We start from the raw sequence: 19,803 nt of genomic DNA, 5'->3' as shown, positions 1-19,803 counted from the left end.
AACCGGGGTTGTAGCTCTCAGGCGTCAGGCCGCCCGAGTCAGAGGTTGGTTGAAGTAAACCTCATCCGGTGTTGCGTCGTCCAGCCCCTGATGGGGCCGCTCGGCGTTGTACCAGGTGAAGTACTGCTTCAGATCCTGGCGTAAGTGGACGCCATTATCAAAGGCCTTCAGGTAGACGCACTCGTACTTCACGCTGCGCCAGAGCCGCTCCACAAAGATGTTGTCCTGGTAACAGCCCTTACCGTCCATGCTGATCTGGATTTTGTGGTCTTTCAGCACCTGGGTGAACGCCTTGCTGGTGAACTGGCAGCCTTGGTCCGTGTTGAATATCTCGGGTCGCCCATGGCGTGCCAGAGCCTCCTCAAGGGCATCAATGCAGAAGTCGGTGTCCAGGGTGTTCGACACACGCCAGGAGAGCACACGACGACTGTGCCAGTCCATGATGGCCACCAGGTACATGAACCCCCGGGCCATCGGGATGAACGTCACATCGGTCGCCCAGACCTGGTTGGGACGATCGATCACCAGATCCCGCAGCAGGTAGGGATAGATCTGGTGGCCCTCGCCCGGTCGACTGGTGCGCGGCCTCGGATACACGGCGTGCAGGCCCATCTGGCGCATCAGCCGCTGGACTCGCTTGCGGTTTACCGGGTGGCTCAAGCGGTTGAGGTAGGCCCTCATCCGCCGCGAACCATAGAACGGCCTTCGCAGGTATTCCTCGTCAATCAGGCGCATCAGCTCCAGGTCGCTATCCTGGGTCGGCTTGGGCCGGTAGTACACCGAAGAACGGCTGATGTCGAGCAACTGACACTGTCGCCGGACGCTGACATCAACCGCCTGCGGCTCCACCAGGGCCTGTCGCTGGGCCCGGCTCAACGACCGAGCCTGCGTGATAAAAAATCGCGTTCCACCGTCAGCTTGCCGATCTCACGGTACAGGGTGTCGATCTCCTCCTGAGTCTTCTGGGCCGCCTTGCCCCCACCCTTGCCCTCGAAGATCCCCGTCGCCTTGTCCAGCAACTCACGCCGCCACTGACTCACCATGGTCGGATGGATCTCGAAGCGGGCTGCCAGCTCCGAGGTGGTCTGTTCCCCTTTGAGGGCTTCAAGGGCCACCTTGGCCTTGAAGTCGGCGCTGTATTGCTTGCGTTTCCTGCTCATGATCAGATTCTCCTGTCGGAATGATCAGAGCTTAACCCCTGGTCCGAATCTTGGGGTCCACCTCAGAGCTGCCGCAAGATCAAGCTCAGACGTCTATTCTTCGTCTTCGCCGACCGCCACAAACATGTATGGCGCGAGCGTCTTAACCCCGACGACTTCAACCTCGGCACGGGTGACCGCGCCCTGATAACGGGCGGCAAAATTCATCCACGCTACCGCATCATGGTCCCGCCCGAATTCGTCGATATCCCAACGGGAGATGCCGATGGCCCGTGACGCCTATGGTGCACAGGTCGCGCTTCTGGTGCGCCTGCTGCCCTTCATCGAGGCGGAATCCGTGTTCGCGCTCAAGGGCGGCACTGCCATCAACCTGTTCTACCGCGACATGCCGCGCCTGTCGGTAGATATCGACCTGACCTACCTGCCGGTCAAGGACCGAGCGGAAAGTCTGAGGGAGATCAACGAGACGCTCGACAGGATCATGGACGCGGCCAACGCCGGCATTCCGCGTCTCCGCGCGCAGCGCATCGAGGGTGGTAGTGGCGGCGCCACCCGTATCCGAGCCCGGCTCGACAGCGCCGAAGTCAAAATTGAAATCTCACCCGTCACGCGTGGCGTCGTGCACGATCCTGAACGCCGCGCGGTATCCCCAACGGTCGAAGACGAATTCGGCTATGCCACCGTCCAGGTCGTGTCATTTGAGGATTTGTTCGGTGGCAAACTCCATGCGGCGGTCGATCGCCAGCACCCGCGCGACCTTTTCGATATCAAGCTGCTCTACGAACACGAAGGACTGACCGACGCGCTGTTCCGCACCTTCCTGGTTTATATCGCCAGCTCCCCGCGCCCGACGCATGAACTGCTCGCGCCCGGACTGAGCGATCTGAACGAACCCTATGCCAAGGAATTCGTCGGCATGACGACCATCCCGATCTCCGTCGACGAGCTCGAAGCGACCAGAGTTCGGCTCATCACCGATATCCGCGGTCGACTGTGTGACAACACCGCGCGATTCCTGCTCAGCCTGCACGACGGCGAACCTGATTTCGAAGCGATCGGCTTGCCGCAGGCACAAACCCTTCCAGCCGTGCGCTGGAAACTCTTCAACCTGAAAAAGCTTGCGCATGAGAACGCAGCCAAGCATGCCGCGCAGCGCGTGGAACTCGAAAATCTTTGCCGCACCTCGTAGCCCGTCGGACCGTGGGGTTGTTAGCGAGCAGGGTAAGCTGGGTTTGATGTCCTGGCCACTGCCGAGACCGCCCGTGGTTGGCCAGCTTCCGGACTCTACGACTCCCAAGGCGGGGCGCGATCTAGGCCGTGCCTTGCCGATTGCTGTCTCTTGCCGACCCGAACCGGGCATTTGGCCTGCGCTGACCAGCGGCCGCAAACCGCTTTGAACCGGGCAGGCTATTCCCACCTTTTGGGGATCAGTTCAACCTCTTTATCATGCATCAGAAGTTGTTGGCGATCGGGCTGTGCCTCCCTGAGTTGGAATGCGGAAACGGCGGCAGAAAGCTGTTCTGCCTGATCCACCAGGGATTCTGCCGCGGCGGCAGCCTCTTCCACCAAGGCCGCGTTCTGCTGGGTGACGTCGTCCATCTGCGACACTGCCTGGTTGATCTGCTCAATGCCCTGGGTCTGTTCATCCGATGCTGCCGCGATTTCTCCATTGATGTCGCTCATGCGCTTGATGGCCCGGATGATTTCCTCCATGGATGCACTGGTTTCATGCACCGCGCGGGTGCCGTCCTCCACGATGCTGACGTCTTCTCTAATCAGCGACTGGATCTCCTTCGCGGCGGCTGAAGACCGTTGTGCCAGGGTGCGGACTTCACTGGCGACCACCGCAAAGCCTCGTCCCTGTTCACCCGCCCGGGCAGCCTCAACGGCAGCATTGAGCGCCAGGATGTTGGTCTGGAAGGCGATGCCGTCGATGACGCTGATGATGTTGGTCATCTTTTCGGAACTGGCGGTGAGTTCGCGCATGTTCTCCATGGCCTGTCTGACCTTGTGCCCCCCTGATTCCGCCATGGTCTTTGCCTGATCGGCCTGCTGGCTGGCCTGGCGGGCGTTATCGGCATTTTGCCGGACCGTGCTGGTGATTTCCTCCAGGCTGGTGGCGGTCTCTTCCAGGCTGGCAGCCTGTTCCTCGGTCCGCTGGGACAGGTTGGTGTTGCCCGTCGAGATCTGCCCGGCGCCCGTGCTCACGCAGAGGACCGCGTCGTTGATCTTCAGGATGATGTCGGAGAGTTTTTCCGCTGTATCGTTGGCTGATGTGGCCAGTACCGCCAGATCACCGGCGTACTGGCCTTCAACGCGCAGGCTCAGATCACCCCGGGCCTGGGCGATCATGACCGTCTGGATCTCGTGGATGGCCTCTTCCAGGGCGCTGACGGAGTCGTTGGCCATGTGTTTGAGTTTCAACATCTGCCCGGCGGCATCGGCCTCGATCCGGTGTCGAAACACGCCGCCTGCCATATGCTCCATGACGCTGATGATGCCCTTGGTACTGTCATCCAGCGAATGCATCCCGGTAGAGGCATTTTCCAGCATGCGGCGGAACTCGCCCTCCACCCGATTGGGGTCGATGGACACGCTGAATTCTCCGGTCCGAAGGGCCTGCATCACCTTGGCCAGTTCATTCATGGTGAGCTGGATGGTATCAGCGCTTGCATTGAAGCCCGTCTTCAAGCTGTCCAGGTCGCCGGCATAATCACCTTTGATCCGTGAGCCAAAGTCACCGCTAGCCAGGGCGTGGACTGCCATATTGACTTCTTCAAGGGCTTGTCGTTGAGATTCGAGCAGGGCATTGAAAGAGGTGATCACGGCGCCGATCTCATCTCGCCTGTGATAGGTGATCCGCTCATTGAAATTACCGGTGTCGCGTACCCGTTCCACTGAATCCACCAACAGTCTCAACGGTCCGGTGATCCCGCGTGTGATCAGGATGCCCAGCAGGGCGGCTAGCAGCACGCCGATGATCATGGCCGCCAGACTGATGCCTTCCAGCCAGCGCGCCTGGGAGAGGCCTTCTTCCACCTCCACTGCGGCAGCTCTCATGTTCAGTTGCACCAACTGGTCCAGTGCCTGGAAGGCGGCCTCCTGATGGCGCAGCGTTTCTCCCATGGTTTGGGTGGCAATCTGCTGCCACTGTGCGGTGAAGTCTCCCTGTGGGGTCGCGCGCCGCATCTCATCCAGTTCATGGTGCAGGGCGAGTATGGTGTTGTTGGCCTCCAGCCAGTTGGGCAGGGTGGTCTGAAAGGCCTCCCAGGCCGCCGCTTCCTCAGCCGTCTTGGGCAGCGCGTCATAGCGGTCGACTGCCTGGCCGTATACGTTGCGGGCTTCTTCAATGGCCTGGTACTGCACGGTCCGTTGCTCCTGCGTAGCGGTCTGATCCATCAGCGTGCGGAAACTGCCCACCAGGTCGCTAAGCGCCACCTGCATCTCCAGTACGGTCTGCACCGACGGAAGTCGCAAGGAACCCAATTCGCCGATAGCGGACTCACTCTTGACGGCTCCCCAATAACCCAGGCCTCCCAGCGCGAGTGTGATGAGGGCAACGGTTGCGAAACCGGCGGAAATTTTTGCTTTGATCGACATTGGGGCTGTCCTGGGAACAATCCGGGAATGCTGCGCTTGAGCTCCCCATGGTAGGGCATTCACTCAGTGGAATTCTCGTCTTCAGTGACTGCCCTTGATAAACCTCAACGTGGTGTCGCAGGCGTCGGGTAGCGAGGCGACGTTACCGCCGCCCCGTTCCATAAGAACCGTGCGTGCGACTTTCACCGCACACGGCTCAAACCTTGGTAAGGTGAGTGTGATCACCCGAATTGATGTCCTCCTGATCACGTTCGTTAAGGGGCCTGATCAGCAAGACGCCGCCGGCGCCCGGGAGGGAGTTCGGCGGCGTCTTGGGCGTAGGTCTTGGGAGGACGTCAGAACGGAGGGTTGTCTGGGTCCTCGGTCGGGAGGGGGACGTCGGACAGTAAGCTGAGCTGGGTCATATTTTCCTGCGAGCGTTCGTCGTGGTAGCGGTGGATCTGCCCCAGGTAGTGGGATTCGAACAAGATCAGGAAGTCGTGGAGCAGGGCCTGCAACTCGACGACAGCGTCGTCGCTGAGTTCGGGCCAGGGCAGGGATTGCGGATGGAGGGTTGCGGGCATGAGGGTCTCCAGGGGTTCAACGGCTTGCGGCGGCACGGCGCGGAGTGGGTTTTTCTGCGGGGGCGAACACGTCGAGGTAGAGTTTCTCGTCGAGCTGCGGCAGATCGCGCTGGGCGGCCACGGCGAGCAGTTCGGCGGCCAGGGTGGTGAGCAGGCGGTAGTTGCCGATGGCGTGGTCACACAGGGTGTGCTGGAGCGTGGGCGTCATCAGGCTGGCGTTGCCGGCGGTGTTGAGCAGATGCTGCAGGCAAGCCAGGAGTTCCTCGCGGCTGGCCGCTTCGGTGACCAGACGGGTGCGGATGCGGGAGCCGAGCGGGATCAGTTCCTCGCGGCGCAGCTTCTCGGGCAGGCGGGCATCGCCGGCAAGGATCACGCACAAGAGCGTCTGTGAGTCGAAGCGGGCGCTGGCCATCAGGCGCAGTTCGGACAGGACCGCGGGACTCATTTCCTGGGCTTCGTCGATCAGGAGCACTGCGCGCCGGCGGGTGGTGTCCAGATGCGCGAACCAGTTCTCGCGCAAGGCCTTGAAGCCGCCCCAGCGGTTGTGTGGGCGCAGGGGGACGCCGAAGAGATCGCCCATCTCGCGGTAGAAGTCGGCCAACTGGCTCTGCGGATGATGGATGGCGACGACGGTGAGATCGGGCAGCCGTGCCAGGCGTTCCGCGATCAGGCGCAGAACCACGCTCTTGCCGGTGCCGGGGTCGCCGTTGATCATGGCGAAGCCGCCTTCGCGGACCAGGCCCTGTTCGATGCGCCAGTAGAAGTCCTCGACGCGTGCGGGCACATAGAGCGCCTCGACCGGGATTTCGGTGGCGAATGGGTTCCACTTCAGCCCATAGAGGGCCAGTAATTTCGAGTTCATGCGGAGTCCTCTTCGGGGTCTGGGGTGGGCAGGTAGGCGGGCGGCAGGCCGGTGGCGGCATAGTCGGCCAGCAACTGGCGCAACAGCGGCGCCATCCCCGAGGGTGGCAGTGGCGTGAGCGCGCGTGCCGCAGGTGGCCGGACGCGTCGTTGTGCGTTGGCGTTGGCGGATTTGTCGAGCGGCAGCACCGGGCACAGGACGGTGCCGGTGCGGGGATCGACCAAGTCGACGCGGGTGCGATCCCACCGCGCGTAGCGCAGCGACACCCGGTCGAGGTGCTGGTAGCGGGCGGGGATCTCGAAGCGCTGCCCCTCCAGAGACACCGTGCCATCGGAGCGTCGCTGGCGGCGGGTGACCTCAACACGGAAAGCATCGGCCAGTGCCGCGACCGGCGGGCAGTCCCGGCTGACGTTCGGCCCGGCCAGATAGCGTTTCAGCGGGGTGGTGTCGAGTTCACTGTGGCGGGTGCGGTGATACTCCTGCTCGGCCCAAGCCTGCGTGGTCTGGTTGAGCACATCGAGGGTGAGTGGGGTTTGTCCCTCCAGCATCGGCATCAGGCGACCTTCGATACGCCCCCAAAGGGACTCTTGCTTCCCGTTCTGGTAGGGAGAATACGGTAGCGTCGTCTGGTGCAGCACACCCAGGCGCTGCAATCCGGCAACGGTTTCCTCGGCGATCATCGCTGCACCGTTGTCCGTCATCAGGGCACGCGGCAACCCGCGCTTCATGAGTGCCTGGGACAGGCCGTGGACGAGGCTCTGCGCCGTCTCGTCCAGGTACCACTGCAGGTGGCAGATCAAGCGCGAGCGGTCATCCAGGATGCCGAGCAGGTACGGTTTGACCCAGGCGCCCTCTCGGGTCAGTACCTTGCGCGAACCGTGGTGGAAGTCCAGGTGCCAGAGCGCACAGACATGGTCCAGCTCGTAGCTGCGCACCTCCAGCGCTGCGAATCGGTCGCGGGCGAGGATCGCGCCGTCGGTTGCACACTTCGGCCGCGCCTGGCGGAACATCCCGTGCGCCTTCAGATAGCGCCGCACCGTGGGATACGAGGGCATGCAGACCTCGCTGTCGGCCAGGTCCACGCACAGGTTGTCGAAGTGCAACTGCACCGTCCAGCCCGGATGTTCCCGGTATTGCTGCACCAGGGCGGCGATCACGGCCGGCGTCATGGCGGTGAAGTGGCCATGCGGGCGGCGCTGGTTGCGCAGTGCCGCCACCGGGTCGGGGGCCGACCGTGCCGCGTAATACCAGCGCTCCAGTGTGGACACCCCGAAGCGCACCTCGGTGCCGGTGACGGGATGGCGCCAGACGCGCTCGGCCAACGCCGCCAGTGCCGCCCGCAATGCTCCCGGTTCCGGCGGTGCGGCGAACAAGGGACCAATGATCGAGAAGCGCAAGCGCGCCCATCGATCACGCAACAGAGGATCGTTCGGTGGATGCACGTTCGTCTCCCAATATGCGCGGTGCCGGCGGCACCACGACCGGGAGAGAAGGCTACGCAGCGGGAATCGGTTCGACCATTGGCATCCTCTGCGGGAACTCAGCGCCCCTCGGGCGCCGTGATCGTGAGTGGGGTGAGCAAGGCCAGCAGGCACCGCAGCGGTTCGTGTTCCTGGCCGGGCAACTGCTCCAGGAGACCGTTCGGCAACCGTGCCGCAGCCACCGGCAGCAGGAACCGCGCACCCAGCACCCGCCACAGCGAGGTCCGCACAAAGTCTTCGCGCCACCACCGCCGCCACCGTGCCAGGGTGCGCCAGGGAATCGATAACGCTTCACACAACGCAGCCGCCGCCGTGCCGTGCCCGGCCGGCCGGGTTGACCCCAGCACCACCACCCAGCTCAGCCATACGCGCCGCCCCAGAAAACGCACCGACTGGCTGGTCGTCCGACGTCGGCACTGGCTGCAGCAGAAACTCAGCCGCGTCGCGTATTCAGCGCGGAACGCAGGCGGGCAGCCGCGCGGCTTGCGTGGATAGTTGGCGCGGTGTAGCACGCCGCCACACGGGCACCCGGCCGCCTGCGCCTCGGCCGCCAATGCCTCATCGATGTGGATTAGAAACCGGAAAAACTGGGGATCGGACAACGGAACATGGCACACTGTGAGTGTCTCTTGGCTTGGTAACCAGAGACTCCCCCAAAGGGCGCGTTCGTTCAAGCTCCCCGAGGGGGATCCCCCCTCAAACCTCACCCTGCGTGATCATTCCACCCGCAAACACCCTCAGTAAGGGTGATCGTACTCAGTAAGGCGCTGTGAAGCACCCGGCAGTACATTGGGGAGTCGCTGGCCATCACAAGGTAGAGGGGCCAAACCAGGAGGCGGGGAACGCACGTTAGCCCCTATTCGAGGCCTCCCACCCGTTCTAGTAGAGGTTAAGAGGCCGTCCAGAGTTGAGTCCAAAAGGTGCGAGTAACCTTTCTGGTTCGAGCGGGCTTGCGGCCGCTGGTCAGTGCAGGCCGAATGCCCGGTTTGGGCCGGTCAGCGTCCCTGGTGGGAGGAGCGCTGACCGGCCCAGGCATATCAGCACTCGGTGCGTTCGGCCATCTCCAGGGCGTCATCGACCTCGATGCCGAGGTAGCGGACGGTACTTTCCAGCTTGCGATGACCAAGCAGGAGTTGCACCGCCCGCAGGTTCTTGGTTCGCCGGTAGATCAGCGTGGCCTTGGTGCGGCGAAGTGAGTGGGTGCCGTACTCCTGTGGATTGCCTCCGATCAGTCCCACCCATCCCTTGACGATGCGCGCGTACTGTCGTGTTGAGAGATGGGGCGAGCCTCCGGCTTGGAAAGAGGTAGCTGCCACTCGTCAGGCCGGCTTTGGTGATCCAGGCCGCGACTGCGGCTCGGGTTGGCTCGGTAAGTTCGAAGCGGACGGGTTCATGGGTCTTCTGCTGAACCACGCTGGCCCGGGTCAGGATTTCCCCACCACGGGCCACATCGTTCACCCGCAACTGGACCAGGTCACAGCCCCTGAGCTTGCTGTCGATTGCCAGGTTGAACAGGGCGAGTTCCCGGATTTTCCCCGCCAGTTCCAGTCGAGTGCGTAGGGCCCAGATCTCTCTGAGTTTGAGTGGCGGCTTCTGGCCAATGAGCTTGCCCTTGTTCCACGGGGCAGGGTGGTGTGGGGCAGTCTTTTCCGAATCGTTCATGGTCGTTTCCTCGTTTGAGGTGGAGGAAACACAAGCATGGGCCCACAGGGATGGCGGTGTGCGACCCAGAGCGGGCAGTCAACGGCACAGGATGAGCGGCTGTAGCCGGACGTAAACCTGCCACTGGCGGGGGTTCGGTATCGACATCGACACCTGCCCGGCCTGCGGTTTCGCAGTGCGGATCATCGCCCGCATCAATTTCGCCGGCCTCTACTTTCAGCAGGGGCGGACCCGCCCGCGAGGCCCTCGAGCTGTGCGTGCCGGTGGAGGGCTGGCTAAGTAGTCATTGCAATGTAGACATGCGCGAGACCTCGCTCGGCTTGCGGCCGGGCAGGCGCCGTTATGCCTCCTCAGACCATACCTCCACCGGCTCTTATTCCCAGAGTGCCTCGGCATCCAAGTGTCGCGCGAGTTCCATGGCGTCGTGCAGAACCCGTCCGACGACAACTTGATCGTGCTCCACCCGGTAAATCAAAAAATGTCTTGGACGGCGCACAGCGCCGGATTCCGTTCGGGCGCGCTCCCGGCTCAAATGCAGGTGCCAGGATCGTACGCCGTCGCCAAGCTCCGGTCGTTCGACGCTGCCGGCCCGAGCAGGCTGGCTGGAGATGTCACGCAGCGCGGTGACCAGCAGCGTTTCGTAGCGTTTGCGGGCCGCCTCTCCGAACTGACTTTGTGTCCAGGCGAGGATGTCGATGAGATCCGCCTGCGCGGCGGTGGAGAGTCGATAGCGCGCCATCAACCTGCCAACTTAACCCGGTTGGCGGCCTGCTGCCCCAGTTGGCTCATGAAATCCTCGAGATCGTCCTCGACGATATCGACATAGCGCCCAGCGGTGATATCGGCCCAGCCCTTCTCGGCCGCTTGCTGCAGTGCCTGCAGCTTGGCCGCTTCGAGCCGTTCGCGCTGCTCGATCATGCGCAGCCCGTCGCGCAGCACCTCACTGGCGTTCTGGTACCGCCCGGATTGCACCAGGGTTTCGACAAGCTCTTGCTGATGGTCGCTCAGCACCACATTGCGGGTCGGCATGGCGGATTGACTCCCATGATGGAACCATCCTGAGCATAGCAGTATTGGCATATTATGCCAATGAACGCGCTCAGCCCGGACTCGCTCACACGCCCGACCGCGCGCGTCCAGACCGATCTCGAGAGAGCTTGCAGCGGTATTTGACCTCCAGAGTCCCAAGTGCCCCTTGAGGAACAATCTCCGCAAGGGGCGAGGTCCGTCTCCTCCGCAGTCGGTGGCTGTCCACGACCCGAAGCAGCAAGTCAGCACGAACGGATGGCGGGCTGCAATCGACGGTAAAGCGGACGTGCGGGACATCTCCTCGACTTTGAGATCTAGGCGTGTCGACCACCGACCAAATCGCTCCTGCAAAAGACCTTTCTATGGATCCGAGCGACAATGAGGTCCTCTCAGGTTCAACATGATCAATATAACAAGAATTGACGCGGAACCGCTGTGGCGGCCACTTGCCGAGTGTTCTGAAGTGTCAGGTTTCTTTACAAAGACAAGGTCTGGCTATCAAGGCTGAGTTGATAGTGCACTGTTTTTTTTAAAAAAATGTTTCGCAATGTACCAAACGGCATATAAATTGCCCCCTATCTTCACACCGTGGTGCTTGAAGATTATGTTTCTCGAGCGCAGATCGTGCACAGACCCGAAGGTAGAGGCACGCTCCGATAGCTGGATTTCTGCTTTCACGGAGGCAACTGACAGTAATCTCATCTGTTTTCCCAGAACACTAGCTCTTGTATTCACGGCACAGATTGCATATGCGTACTAGGTCAACTGCAAAATCACATTGCTGGGTGGTGAGGACTATCTTTACGACAACACTGTTACCAACAACGGTTCTGTTCGGGAAGGATGTATCGGTTAAGGCGTTCTCACAATACTCCTCAATTCTAGCTTTATGACCAATGGTCCCTAACCATTTTGGCGACCGACAAAAATGAATTGGTATTGGGATTGACTCAGCCTAAATGGTCTGAGAGGCATCAGCCTCGAGGAGAGCTTATCCTTAGATTGCGGGGCTTGAGATGGGCAAGGGTTTCTGGGTATCGGTGGATGATTGGGCGCTGAATCCCATTCATCGGCCTCTTGAATAGACAGCGTCCATACGGTTTTATCTGCCCCGTACCCTGCGCGACGATGCATGGACCTAACCCGCAGGCGTTCTAACACACCGCAGGAGGTGAACGAATGACTGGTAATTTGATGAAACCGAAGGTTGCATACCTGACTTTAGCAGGGGCAATAATTTTTGCGGTCGGTGGTCAATCGGGGGTAGTGGTCGCGCAAGAGGCATTTGATCTCACGGATGAGAGCGAAATTTCCGATGGTCAAACTTTATTGGATGAGGTGGAACAGCGTGCCCTTCAGCCGCTCGATGGGGAATACGGTTCGGAGGTTGAGCAGCGATGGCGCGCGGTGCTCGCCGAGGCGGGTCTTGTAGAGGGTAAGAATCCACGCGACGTGTTTATCGCCTCCGGTTTTGCGAACGTTGCGATGGAGAAAGGAGCACCTGGCTGGATAGAATCCCGGCGTATAGCGCACGATATCGCCTTTGCACGCGCTAAGGCCGACCTGGTCGCGGCAATGGGTCAAACGATACAGCAGACAGGGAATGCACGCTTCGTATCGAACGCCAGTTTCGGTCAGGGTCATATTCAAAGGGTTGAGGAGGTCGAACAAACGGCCCGTATTCTGGACAAGGCCGCAGATTTGACCGAAACCATGCTGGACACAGCCCTGCGCGAGCTTGATCCAGATTACGATGCGCAACGGTATGAAGGAACGCCTATGCCACAGCGGCAGGTGGCCTTGGAAGACCTCTTTGAGCAGGAGACTTACCGGATCGCATCACGTGTCATTGCGGGTGCGACAACGTTCCGCGTTATTGAGGGGCCGAGCTCAGACGGCTCGAACCACGAAGTTCTCGTAGGGCTGGTTTGGAGCCCGCGGCTGTCCGCCCTCGCATCTGCGATCGGCGAAGGGAGAACCTCCTTGCCGGTTGATGCCGCGCGCACGAGTCTTCAAGAAATGAGGCCCGCGACGGTTGGCGAAGCCGTGGCCGCCATGGGTACGCGGGTTTTTATAGATGAAAACGGGGATCGCGCAATCGTTTCGTTCGCACAGGCCGAGCCGGCACGGGTCAACCCCACGGAGCGTGACATGGCTCGCCGCGCCGCGCTCTCTACCGCGCAAGATCTCGCACTGGGGCAGATCGCCTCATTTGTCGGTGAGAACGTGACACTGGAAAGCGAGGTGGCCTCTACACAGCTCACACAGGTTTACGCTGATTTGGTCCAGCGTGGGGTAGAGATCGAGACTGAGCAGGTCCAGACAATCAGAGCTGCAAGCGGGCGCGTGTCGATCACGGGTGCTCAGCCCTTCTGGCGGGACGTGGTTGAGCATCCCGAGACAGGACAAGACGTGGCGATTGTTGCAGTGTCATGGTCACCGTCCAGCCAGGCAATGGGGGAGCGCATGGGTGATGCGGTGGATGCGGCAAGATCCAGGGGCAGCGAGGCGGGGCAGAATGGTCCTGAAGAAAATGATCAAGACGCAAAGGGAAGGATGTTCGAGAGCCCAGCGGTGGATCCGAGTGCGTTTTAAGGGTCCGACTTGCGTTCAATTATGGGCCCGCCGCATTTGGGCATCAGGTCTGGCGGCAAGTTTTCTAGCCATCGGTGCGACGCTGGTATCCTTGCCGGCCATCGCGTGTGACGCCCCCGAGGTTGTGGAGCTCTCGAGTGAGTCCGACTTTTCCGATTCGTCTGGGCGTGAAGCAGCGCGTCAGGCAGCCATAAGAAACGGAGTCGTCGATGCACTGCAACGAGCCGCTGGGGCAGAGATCGCCCGCAGTGCACAAACTGCGACAACCAGCTCTTTGACCAGCCTCGATCGCGAGACGCGCGATCATCTAGTCATACGCAGCGGGGGGCGTGTGCTGGGCTGGCAGGTCATCGACGAGGAAGATCGTACTTTGGACGGCATGGAGGGCACCACCATTGTCGTCCATCTTCACGTCAAGGTCTGCCCATCGATGCAAGAACCGCAGGCACTCGTGGTCGCGATTGGCGAACCCGTTGGCATTCCGGCTGATCTCTCGGGCGTTATCCGTGCACGTCTTGCCCAAATGTTCGAGGCAAGCGACTCCCTCGCCGTAGTTCGCGAGGCACCTGTTGACACCTATCACGATCTTCGCATCGAACTAGACCACGCTGTGGAGGTGCGCAACGTCGACCATTCCGAGAAGGCTGCGATCTTGGGCAGGTTTCGAGACCCGGAGATGATCGACGAAGGGGCGTTGCGTTTCCAGTTGGTTAGCGTGACAACCACGCTGAGTGCAGTGCGCTTTGTCGACCGCCGAACGATTTCTGAAACCATTGAACGGCGGCGACGTGTTGCACTCGATGTTTCACCCGATAACGCCATTGCTGAACTGCTGGTCGAGGGCGCTACTTTGGCAAGCACGCTGCTCATTGATCAACTTGACGCTGGGGCACTCGACTATGCACGGCGATGAAGAGCCCGTGAGAAAAACAGCCTATCAGGAAATGGCACGAGACACACGTTATGCTACGGAGCAAAGCATGAAAGATGACCCGGACACGAATGTTGGACCCTGCTACCGTTTACCGTCAATAAAGCTACTAGCTAGCGTCGCGCTTTCCGTAGGGCTGGTCACTCCCATCCAAGTCTCGTCCGGCGTAGCTGATGGTATCGACCAGCTTGCGGCTCAAATCGTCGCCCGCTCGGTTGCGGCAGACCGGACAACCATCGCTATAGCGTCTTTCCCCCATGTGGACGATACCTGCAGTGAGCTGAGCAATTTCCTGGTCGATGAGCTTGTCTTGAGCTTTTTCAGCATGCCTGACAACCAGCTCTCAATTATCGAACGTTCGCAACTTGACCGGATCTTTTCCGAGCTCGAACTTTCTCTCTCCGGGGCCGTGGACGTCAACACTACCCAAGAACTCGGACGTGTGCACGGCGTTGACACGCTGCTTGTTGGAACGCTGAGCACTATAGGGGACGATCTGCGCGTTAACGCGCGGCTGATCGACACCGAGACAGCGCAGGTCTATTCCGCTGCAGCCGTCAACATTCCACGCACCTCAACATTCGAGCAACTCATGGAACAGCCCGCCGCCAGCGGCTGCACGATGAGGCCCTCGGGAGGGCGAGGGAATTCCAGAGTACAGGCGAAGGCACAAGGTCGTCCCGCACCGAGTTTCGAGATCTCGCTTCCTGACATCGACGAAGACTTTGAAATAGCCTCACTTGCGGGTAGCTGGTCAGGGCAGCTTAATTGTGAGAAAGGAACATGGGATCGCGCGGTAAGGCTTAGCAATCCATCGCGGATCGGCGCAGAAGCATGGTACTTTCATCATCCCAGGACAAGTAGCAGTCGGCACGCGGAAGTGATCACCACTCTCTCTTACGATATGTCGGCAGGAAGTATCGGAAACAGCTTCATTCTGAATGTTGGCCAGCGCGGCATTCCGCTGCAGTTGATCTCAAAGGGTGTGCTTTACGGGGGATTCGTTCAGGACGAGACAGGAGAGGAGTGCTCTCTTTATCTAGGGAAGTACGACTGATTTCGGCATCTAGGAAAGGATTAACATCCGGGGGGGCGCCGTTGCTGAATGTGCCCTCGCAATCCCTGCTATCCATCTGCCAGCTTCAAGTCCAACTGCAGCCGCTGGTCGGTTGATGTTGACTGCCCGCTCAAGGCCGAGCACCCCCAGCAATGGTTGTCTCTTGCCGACCCGGAGCGGTCAGTCGGTCTCAATTGATGAGTGTCTCCAGCCCTGCCTCAAGCGGACGGTCGTCACCCGCCCTTTGGTGTTGGGGTCAGGTAGGCCAACGCTTTCGTTGAGCTGGGTCTCCTTCTAAATTGATTCCGAGTTTCTGGATGGTTCTACCCCGGTAAGGAGATGTTTGCACCACGACGCGCCAGTGCGTGACCAGGAGTGAACTATGGTTCACAATATGGTCGAACGGTCACGATCCAGACAACCAGTACGTTCGATGCGTGGTTCGAGTCACTGCGGGATCGGCAAGGCAAGGCCCGGATTGCAGCCCGATTGCGGCGCCTGGAGATGGGGCACATGGGCGACGCGAAGGCGGTTGGCAAGGGCGTGCAGGAGATGCGGATCGACTGCGGCCCCGGATACCGGATTTACTTTACCCGGCGGGGCATCGAGATCGTGATCCTGTTGGCTGGTGGCGACAAGGACTCCCAGCAACGGGATATACGCGCGGCCACGACGCTGGCCCGGCAGATTGGAGACTGACGACATGACCGACGTGACGCTGAAGCGCTGGGACGCAGTGGACCACCTCCACACTGACGAGGACATGGCCCTCTACCTCGACGCCTGCTTCGCTGAAGATCCCGGGGACGGAAGCCTGATCCGGGCCGCGCTCGGAGACATTGCCCGAGCCCGCGGTATGACCCAACTAGCCCGGGACACCGGCATGGCTCGCGAGGGACTGTACAAGGCGCTGTCCAGCGAGGGAAACCCTGAGTTCAACACGATCATAAAGGTTGTGCGCGCCCTCGGGCTTCGGCTGCACGCCCAAAGTGCGAACGAGAACCGGGAACCCGGCGTCTCGGTGCAGTCGCGGCCACTCTAATGCGCAAAGCCCCGGTCGTGCCGGGGCTCGGATGGAAATACAGAATCTGCCTATCATCGTTATTCCAGCATCTCGTCAGCGCAATTGCTGCGAGGAAGGAGGTTCTGCATGAAGCCACGGATCAGCATGATCACCCTGGGCGTCCGGGATCTGGAGGAGTCGACTCGCTTCTACGAGCGGGGTCTTGGTCTGCCGAGGATGGATTCGCCGCCCGAGGTGGCGTTCTTCACGCTCCATGGTACCTGGTTGGGACTCTACGGCCGCGAGTCCCTGGCCGAAGACGTAGGGGTGCCTGCCGACGGCACCGGCTTTTCCGGCTTCACAATTGCGCACAACGTCGATTCCGAAGCGGCAGTTGACGAGCTTCTGGAACAGGCGGTCTTGGCAGGCGCTCAACTGGTGAAAGCTGCGCAAAAAGTGTTCTGGGGGGGTACTCCGGCTACTTCGCGGATCCAGACGGCCATTTATGGGAGGTCGCGCACAACCCGCTCTTCTGGGTTGGCCCGAAAGATGAGGATGAACAACCCAGTCCTGCCGCCGGCCCTCGGGGCGCACACGGCTGAGGGCCCGGCGGCAGGTGCCAACGATGAGGAAATATCCTGTCACTTGCTTTCTTGGCCGTTGGGGGCTCTTGCCGATCCTGAGCGGGCAATCAGTTGGGATGGAAGGGTGTCCGGTATCGGACCTGAATCGAGCGCGTCTCACCCTGTGATTGCTTTCATATCAATCACATACACTACAGCTTATTCAGTTACGGCTGTCGTGCTGGTCGGGCACCTGGCAGAACGGGGACGGGTTCCCCGTATGGGTGAGCGTCAGTCGGTGCATGGCGCGGGTGCAGGCCACGTAGAGCAGGTTGCGGTCCAGGTCACTTCGGTAGGTCTTGTCATCGGCCTCGGGCACGATGACCCGGTCAAACTCCAGGCCCTTGGCCAGGTGGGCGGTACAGATCATCACCCCACGGCTCAGTGATGCCGTATTCTCGTCGATGAGGTGGGTGTGGTACCCGGCCTTTTGCAGGGCTTCATGGCCTCGTTTCGCCTGGCGACGGGTCTTGTAGATGATGCATAGGTTGTGGTCTTCCGAGCCCTGGAATGCCTCGATCAGGGCCTTGATTCGATCCATCTCTTCGCGCCGGTTCCTGCAGGCCAGGATTTGCGGTGCTTCACCGTGGCGAGCGACCGGTTCCAGATCCGGGTTATGGCAGATACCCTGGGCAAACCGGGTGATTTCCAGGGTGGAGCGGTAGCTCTTGTTCAGCGTGACGCAGAGCGCCTTCATCAAGACATCCCGGATCTGTCCGGCGCCGGAGGCCCCATAGGGGCTGATGGCCTGATGGGCATCCCCGAGGATGGTCTTGTTGCACTGGAATAGCCGCGCCAGTACGGCGTACTGCACCGGGGTGTAGTCCTGCATCTCATCGATGACCAGATGCTTGATGTGGGGGTAGGGGGCCTTGAGTCCCTCCAGGCGCCGCTTCAGGTAGATCAGCGGAAAAACATCTGCGTATTCCAGCTTGCCGCCCGTTGGTTTGAAGAGTTCCGGCTGACCCATCCAGGTAAAGAAACCCTTGTAGGTCTCCCGCAGGCTGGACTCGTTCATGCGCTCCTTGAGGGCCACCTGCAGCGCCTTGCGCTCCTCGGGTAGCAGGTCGTAGTGATACTGGAAGGCGACCTTCTGTTCCACCTCCCGGGCCATCAGGCGGATGCGCTCCGCAGGTGCCTGCCGTCGGTGGCGCTGATGGATCTCTTCCAGCAGCCAGCCTGGCACCAGTCGCCGGGCAATCCACAGGTCGGAACTGTCAAAGCGATTCGTCTCCATGTGGGCGGCGTAATCATCCAGCCGTTTTAAAAAGTCGGCCGAGGCCTTGTATTCCACACGGGCGCGATGGGCCGGGTCTTCCTTTTCCACTAGGGCGCAGGCCTGCTCGTAAAAGGTCTGGAAACGGTACCGGGATTCCAGGAGCTTGTCGGCCAGGGTGTCCATGCTGATCTGCTGGATGGATTCCTCACCCAGCTCGGGCAGCACGTTGGCAATGTAGTCGGCGAATACCTGGTTTGGAGAAATGATCAGGATGTCCTCGGAGGTGAGGGTCTCCTTGAACCGATAGAGCAGGAAGGCGATTCGGTGCAGGGCGATGGAGGTCTTGCCTGATCCGGCCACCCCTTGAATGATCAGGGTCTGGGTGTGTTCATCCCGGATGATGGCATTCTGGTCGCGCTGGATGGTGGCAACGATATTGCGCATGTGCTCATCCGAGCTGCGGCTCAGAGCGTCCTGCAGTACGTCGTCCACCACGTTCAGGGTGGTGTCGAGCATCATCTCCAGGCGCCCCTGGCGGATGCGGAACTGGCGTTTACGCTGGATTTCACCCGCCACCTCGCCCTTTGGGGAGGTGTAGTGGGCCGGGCCGGTCTCGTAGTCGTAGAACAATGTGGCGATGGGGGCGCGCCAGTCGTGGATCAGGGTGTGATTGTCGGCCTCATCGAAAAAATGGTGCAGGCCGATGTAAATGGCATCCGCTGTGGGCCTGGCGTCGGGCCGGAAATCGAAGCGCCCGAAATAGGGGGTGTCCAGTAGCCGGGTGAGGCGCCTTTTCTGATCCAGCACCGCCTCACCGGTCATCACCGCCTGCTGAATGGACTCCCGGGCGGCGATCTTCTCTACGTGATCCATCTCCGATCGCGCCTCCCAGGCATAGGTCTTCTGTTCCTGGATGTCATCGCGGTAATGCTGTAGGCGCCCGTCCAGCCCCTTCAGGGTCTGCTCGAGGCGTGTCTGCACGTGGCGGAGGTGTTCTTCTTCCCGGGCGCGTTGCGGGTCTTGGGTAGGGTCAGTGCTATTCATGGCGCGAAGAATACCCTCGGATGCCATGCGGGTGAACATTCGGCATGATTCGAATATCTACCTGCACGAAGTGCTCAGTTGCCCCCCGTCCCGATCGGGGAGGGGGGGGCAAAACCGCTACCGCAGGATAATCAGCGGAATCGGCGACCGCATGATCATGTTGGTGGTGGTGCTGCCCACAAACCAGCGCCGCAGCCGGGAGTGGCCGTAGGCGCCCATGGCCAGCAGGTGGATGTCGTGTTCCTGGCGGTAGGCGCAGACGGCTTCCGCCACCTCGCCGCTGCGGATCTCCGAGCGCACATCGAAGCCTTTCTGGGCCAGCGTGCCGCGGGCATTGTCCAGGCGTGAGCGGTTTTCCTGATTGTCCTCGCCCACCATCAGAACATGGGCCTCCAGCCCCTTGAGCAGTGGGCTCTCCGAGACCTTTTCCACCACGGTATGCGCCGTGGCGCTGCCATCGTAGGCGATCAGGAAACGCTCCGGCTCCCGGTATTCCAGGGGGGCTACCAGCACGCCGCGCTTCAGGGTGCGGATGATGCTCTCCAGGTGGCTCCCCACATGCTGCTTGAGCATGTCGCCATCCTTGCCCTGCTTGCCCACCACCACCAGACGGGCCTCCTCCTGGATATCGTCCAGGGCCGCAGTGACGCCATCATTGCGCAGCAGGCTGCCGGGCTCGGCGACGCCGTTGGCCCGCACCCGATCCAGGGCATCGGCCAGGATGGCGCGCCCCTGTTCCCGCAACAGTTTGCCGCGCTGCTCCTCGGCTTCCACCATCTGCTCCAGCAGGGCTTCGCGGCCCCCCAGGCTGAGGTTGCCGCTCAGATCCCGCTGGGATTCGGCATGGGGATTATGGATCACATGCAGCAGGGTGAGTGGCGAGTCCATGCGCCGGCTGGCCCAGGCGGCGTAATCACACACGGATAACGACGAGCGCGAGCCATCAATACAGGCAATGACCTTGTTCATAGGGG

Annotated in this window: 18 protein-coding genes and 1 pseudogene; 8 read left to right on the top strand and 11 right to left on the bottom strand. The window is 61.0% G+C overall.

The window, feature by feature from the left end; all coding sequences use genetic code 11:
* Window positions 1-24: 24 nt before the first annotated feature.
* Window positions 25-1,160, bottom strand: a protein-coding gene (locus ECTOBSL9_RS04800) for an IS3 family transposase (protein ID WP_371258969.1) whose coding sequence is annotated in 2 segments (ribosomal slippage) — window positions 25-884 and window positions 884-1,160 — 1,137 coding nt in all. Because the reading frame shifts where the segments join, the coding sequence is not laid out codon by codon here.
* A 78-nt stretch (window positions 1,161-1,238) separates the two neighbouring features.
* Here ECTOBSL9_RS04800 and ECTOBSL9_RS16405 point away from each other — a divergent pair.
* Entirely contained in the window at window positions 1,239-1,436 is a 198-nt protein-coding gene (locus ECTOBSL9_RS16405) for a type IV toxin-antitoxin system AbiEi family antitoxin domain-containing protein (protein WP_240481103.1), read from the top strand.
* Entirely contained in the window at window positions 1,426-2,349 is a 924-nt protein-coding gene (locus ECTOBSL9_RS04790; protein WP_063464111.1) for a nucleotidyl transferase AbiEii/AbiGii toxin family protein, read from the top strand. Before ECTOBSL9_RS16405 ends, ECTOBSL9_RS04790 begins: the two co-directional genes overlap by 11 nt.
* A 218-nt stretch (window positions 2,350-2,567) precedes the next feature.
* On the opposite strand, the gene ECTOBSL9_RS04785 is transcribed toward ECTOBSL9_RS04790, so the two are convergent.
* The 8 genes from ECTOBSL9_RS04785 to ECTOBSL9_RS04750 form a co-directional block, all read right to left on the bottom strand.
* On the bottom strand, window positions 2,568-4,760 hold the full coding sequence (locus ECTOBSL9_RS04785; protein ID WP_063464110.1) for a methyl-accepting chemotaxis protein: 2,193 nt from the start codon (window positions 4,758-4,760) through the stop codon (window positions 2,568-2,570).
* 335 nt (window positions 4,761-5,095) lie between these two features.
* On the bottom strand, window positions 5,096-5,323 hold the full coding sequence (locus ECTOBSL9_RS04780; protein WP_063463907.1) for a hypothetical protein: 228 nt from the start codon (window positions 5,321-5,323) through the stop codon (window positions 5,096-5,098).
* A 16-nt stretch (window positions 5,324-5,339) separates the two neighbouring features.
* Window positions 5,340-6,185: an ExeA family protein gene (locus ECTOBSL9_RS04775; protein WP_063463908.1), complete on the bottom strand. Its 846-nt coding sequence runs from the start codon at window positions 6,183-6,185 to the stop codon at window positions 5,340-5,342.
* Complete coding sequence (locus tag ECTOBSL9_RS04770) at window positions 6,182-7,627, bottom strand: DDE-type integrase/transposase/recombinase (protein WP_063463909.1); 1,446 nt, start codon at window positions 7,625-7,627, stop codon at window positions 6,182-6,184. The genes ECTOBSL9_RS04775 and ECTOBSL9_RS04770 overlap by 4 nt, the downstream gene beginning before the upstream one ends.
* 98 nt (window positions 7,628-7,725) lie before the next feature.
* A complete protein-coding gene (locus ECTOBSL9_RS17250; RefSeq protein ID WP_205632059.1) occupies window positions 7,726-8,268 on the bottom strand; it encodes a hypothetical protein in 543 nt (180 codons plus the stop codon).
* A gap of 435 nt (window positions 8,269-8,703) precedes the next feature.
* On the bottom strand, window positions 8,704-8,904 hold the full coding sequence (locus ECTOBSL9_RS17405) for a tyrosine-type recombinase/integrase (RefSeq protein WP_240481050.1): 201 nt from the start codon (window positions 8,902-8,904) through the stop codon (window positions 8,704-8,706).
* Window positions 8,905-9,701: 797 nt separating this feature from the next.
* Window positions 9,702-10,067: a type II toxin-antitoxin system RelE/ParE family toxin gene (locus ECTOBSL9_RS04755; protein WP_063464109.1), complete on the bottom strand. Its 366-nt coding sequence runs from the start codon at window positions 10,065-10,067 to the stop codon at window positions 9,702-9,704.
* The gene (locus tag ECTOBSL9_RS04750) at window positions 10,067-10,357 is read right to left on the bottom strand and encodes a type II toxin-antitoxin system ParD family antitoxin (RefSeq protein WP_063464108.1); all 291 of its coding nucleotides are present in this window, start codon (window positions 10,355-10,357) and stop codon (window positions 10,067-10,069) included. The genes ECTOBSL9_RS04755 and ECTOBSL9_RS04750 overlap by 1 nt, the downstream gene beginning before the upstream one ends.
* Window positions 10,358-11,536: 1,179 nt before the next feature.
* Between ECTOBSL9_RS04750 and ECTOBSL9_RS04745 the strand changes: the two genes are divergently transcribed.
* The 6 genes and pseudogenes from ECTOBSL9_RS04745 to ECTOBSL9_RS17400 form a co-directional block, all read left to right on the top strand.
* Entirely contained in the window at window positions 11,537-12,952 is a 1,416-nt protein-coding gene (locus ECTOBSL9_RS04745; RefSeq protein WP_063464107.1) for a hypothetical protein, read from the top strand.
* Window positions 12,876-13,865 carry a hypothetical protein gene (locus ECTOBSL9_RS16870; protein WP_156500039.1) on the top strand — a complete coding sequence of 330 codons (990 nt, stop codon included), beginning with the start codon at window positions 12,876-12,878 and terminating at the stop codon, window positions 13,863-13,865. Before ECTOBSL9_RS04745 ends, ECTOBSL9_RS16870 begins: the two co-directional genes overlap by 77 nt.
* A 67-nt stretch (window positions 13,866-13,932) precedes the next feature.
* Entirely contained in the window at window positions 13,933-14,940 is a 1,008-nt protein-coding gene (locus tag ECTOBSL9_RS04735; RefSeq protein ID WP_168161531.1) for a FlgO family outer membrane protein, read from the top strand.
* A gap of 375 nt (window positions 14,941-15,315) precedes the next feature.
* Window positions 15,316-15,639, top strand: coding sequence for a type II toxin-antitoxin system RelE/ParE family toxin (locus ECTOBSL9_RS04730; protein ID WP_063464104.1), 324 nt, complete (start codon window positions 15,316-15,318; stop codon window positions 15,637-15,639).
* 4 nt (window positions 15,640-15,643) lie between these two features.
* Entirely contained in the window at window positions 15,644-15,982 is a 339-nt protein-coding gene (locus ECTOBSL9_RS04725) for an addiction module antidote protein (protein ID WP_063466008.1), read from the top strand.
* Between the two features lie 108 nt (window positions 15,983-16,090).
* A pseudogene (locus ECTOBSL9_RS17400) lies at window positions 16,091-16,354 on the top strand (VOC family protein); the annotation flags it as partial.
* Window positions 16,355-16,729: 375 nt separating this feature from the next.
* Here the strand turns inward: ECTOBSL9_RS17400 and ECTOBSL9_RS04720 are convergent.
* Window positions 16,730-18,829: a 3'-5' exonuclease gene (locus tag ECTOBSL9_RS04720; protein ID WP_063466007.1), complete on the bottom strand. Its 2,100-nt coding sequence runs from the start codon at window positions 18,827-18,829 to the stop codon at window positions 16,730-16,732.
* 117 nt (window positions 18,830-18,946) lie between these two features.
* Window positions 18,947-19,798 (bottom strand): universal stress protein, encoded by an 852-nt coding sequence (locus tag ECTOBSL9_RS04715; RefSeq protein ID WP_063464103.1) that lies wholly within the window; start codon window positions 19,796-19,798, stop codon window positions 18,947-18,949.
* Window positions 19,799-19,803 lie beyond the last annotated feature (5 nt).

It is taken from the genome of Ectothiorhodospira sp. BSL-9 (assembly GCF_001632845.1).
GTDB lineage: Bacteria > Pseudomonadota > Gammaproteobacteria > Ectothiorhodospirales > Ectothiorhodospiraceae > Ectothiorhodospira.
Note: the sequence above shows the minus strand (reverse complement) of the source record. Positions and strands in the feature narration are given on the sequence as shown.

What these genes read in the sequence shown, in the direction of transcription:
- ECTOBSL9_RS04755 (WP_063464109.1), bottom strand. Translation starts at nt 10,067, where the DNA reads ATGGCGCGCTATCGACTCTCCACCGCCGCGCAGGCGGATCTCATCGAC.
- ECTOBSL9_RS04780 (WP_063463907.1), bottom strand. Translation starts at nt 5,323, where the DNA reads ATGCCCGCAACCCTCCATCCGCAATCCCTGCCCTGGCCCGAACTCAGC.
- ECTOBSL9_RS04725 (WP_063466008.1), top strand. Translation starts at nt 15,644, where the DNA reads ATGACCGACGTGACGCTGAAGCGCTGGGACGCAGTGGACCACCTCCAC.
- ECTOBSL9_RS04775 (WP_063463908.1), bottom strand. Translation starts at nt 6,185, where the DNA reads ATGAACTCGAAATTACTGGCCCTCTATGGGCTGAAGTGGAACCCATTC.
- ECTOBSL9_RS04790 (WP_063464111.1), top strand. Translation starts at nt 1,426, where the DNA reads ATGGCCCGTGACGCCTATGGTGCACAGGTCGCGCTTCTGGTGCGCCTG.
- ECTOBSL9_RS04750 (WP_063464108.1), bottom strand. Translation starts at nt 10,357, where the DNA reads ATGCCGACCCGCAATGTGGTGCTGAGCGACCATCAGCAAGAGCTTGTC.
- ECTOBSL9_RS04715 (WP_063464103.1), bottom strand. Translation starts at nt 19,798, where the DNA reads ATGAACAAGGTCATTGCCTGTATTGATGGCTCGCGCTCGTCGTTATCC.
- ECTOBSL9_RS04785 (WP_063464110.1), bottom strand. Translation starts at nt 4,760, where the DNA reads ATGTCGATCAAAGCAAAAATTTCCGCCGGTTTCGCAACCGTTGCCCTC.
- ECTOBSL9_RS16870 (WP_156500039.1), top strand. Translation starts at nt 12,876, where the DNA reads ATGGTCCTGAAGAAAATGATCAAGACGCAAAGGGAAGGATGTTCGAGA.
- ECTOBSL9_RS04735 (WP_168161531.1), top strand. Translation starts at nt 13,933, where the DNA reads ATGAAAGATGACCCGGACACGAATGTTGGACCCTGCTACCGTTTACCG.
- ECTOBSL9_RS04720 (WP_063466007.1), bottom strand. Translation starts at nt 18,829, where the DNA reads ATGAATAGCACTGACCCTACCCAAGACCCGCAACGCGCCCGGGAAGAA.
- ECTOBSL9_RS04745 (WP_063464107.1), top strand. Translation starts at nt 11,537, where the DNA reads ATGACTGGTAATTTGATGAAACCGAAGGTTGCATACCTGACTTTAGCA.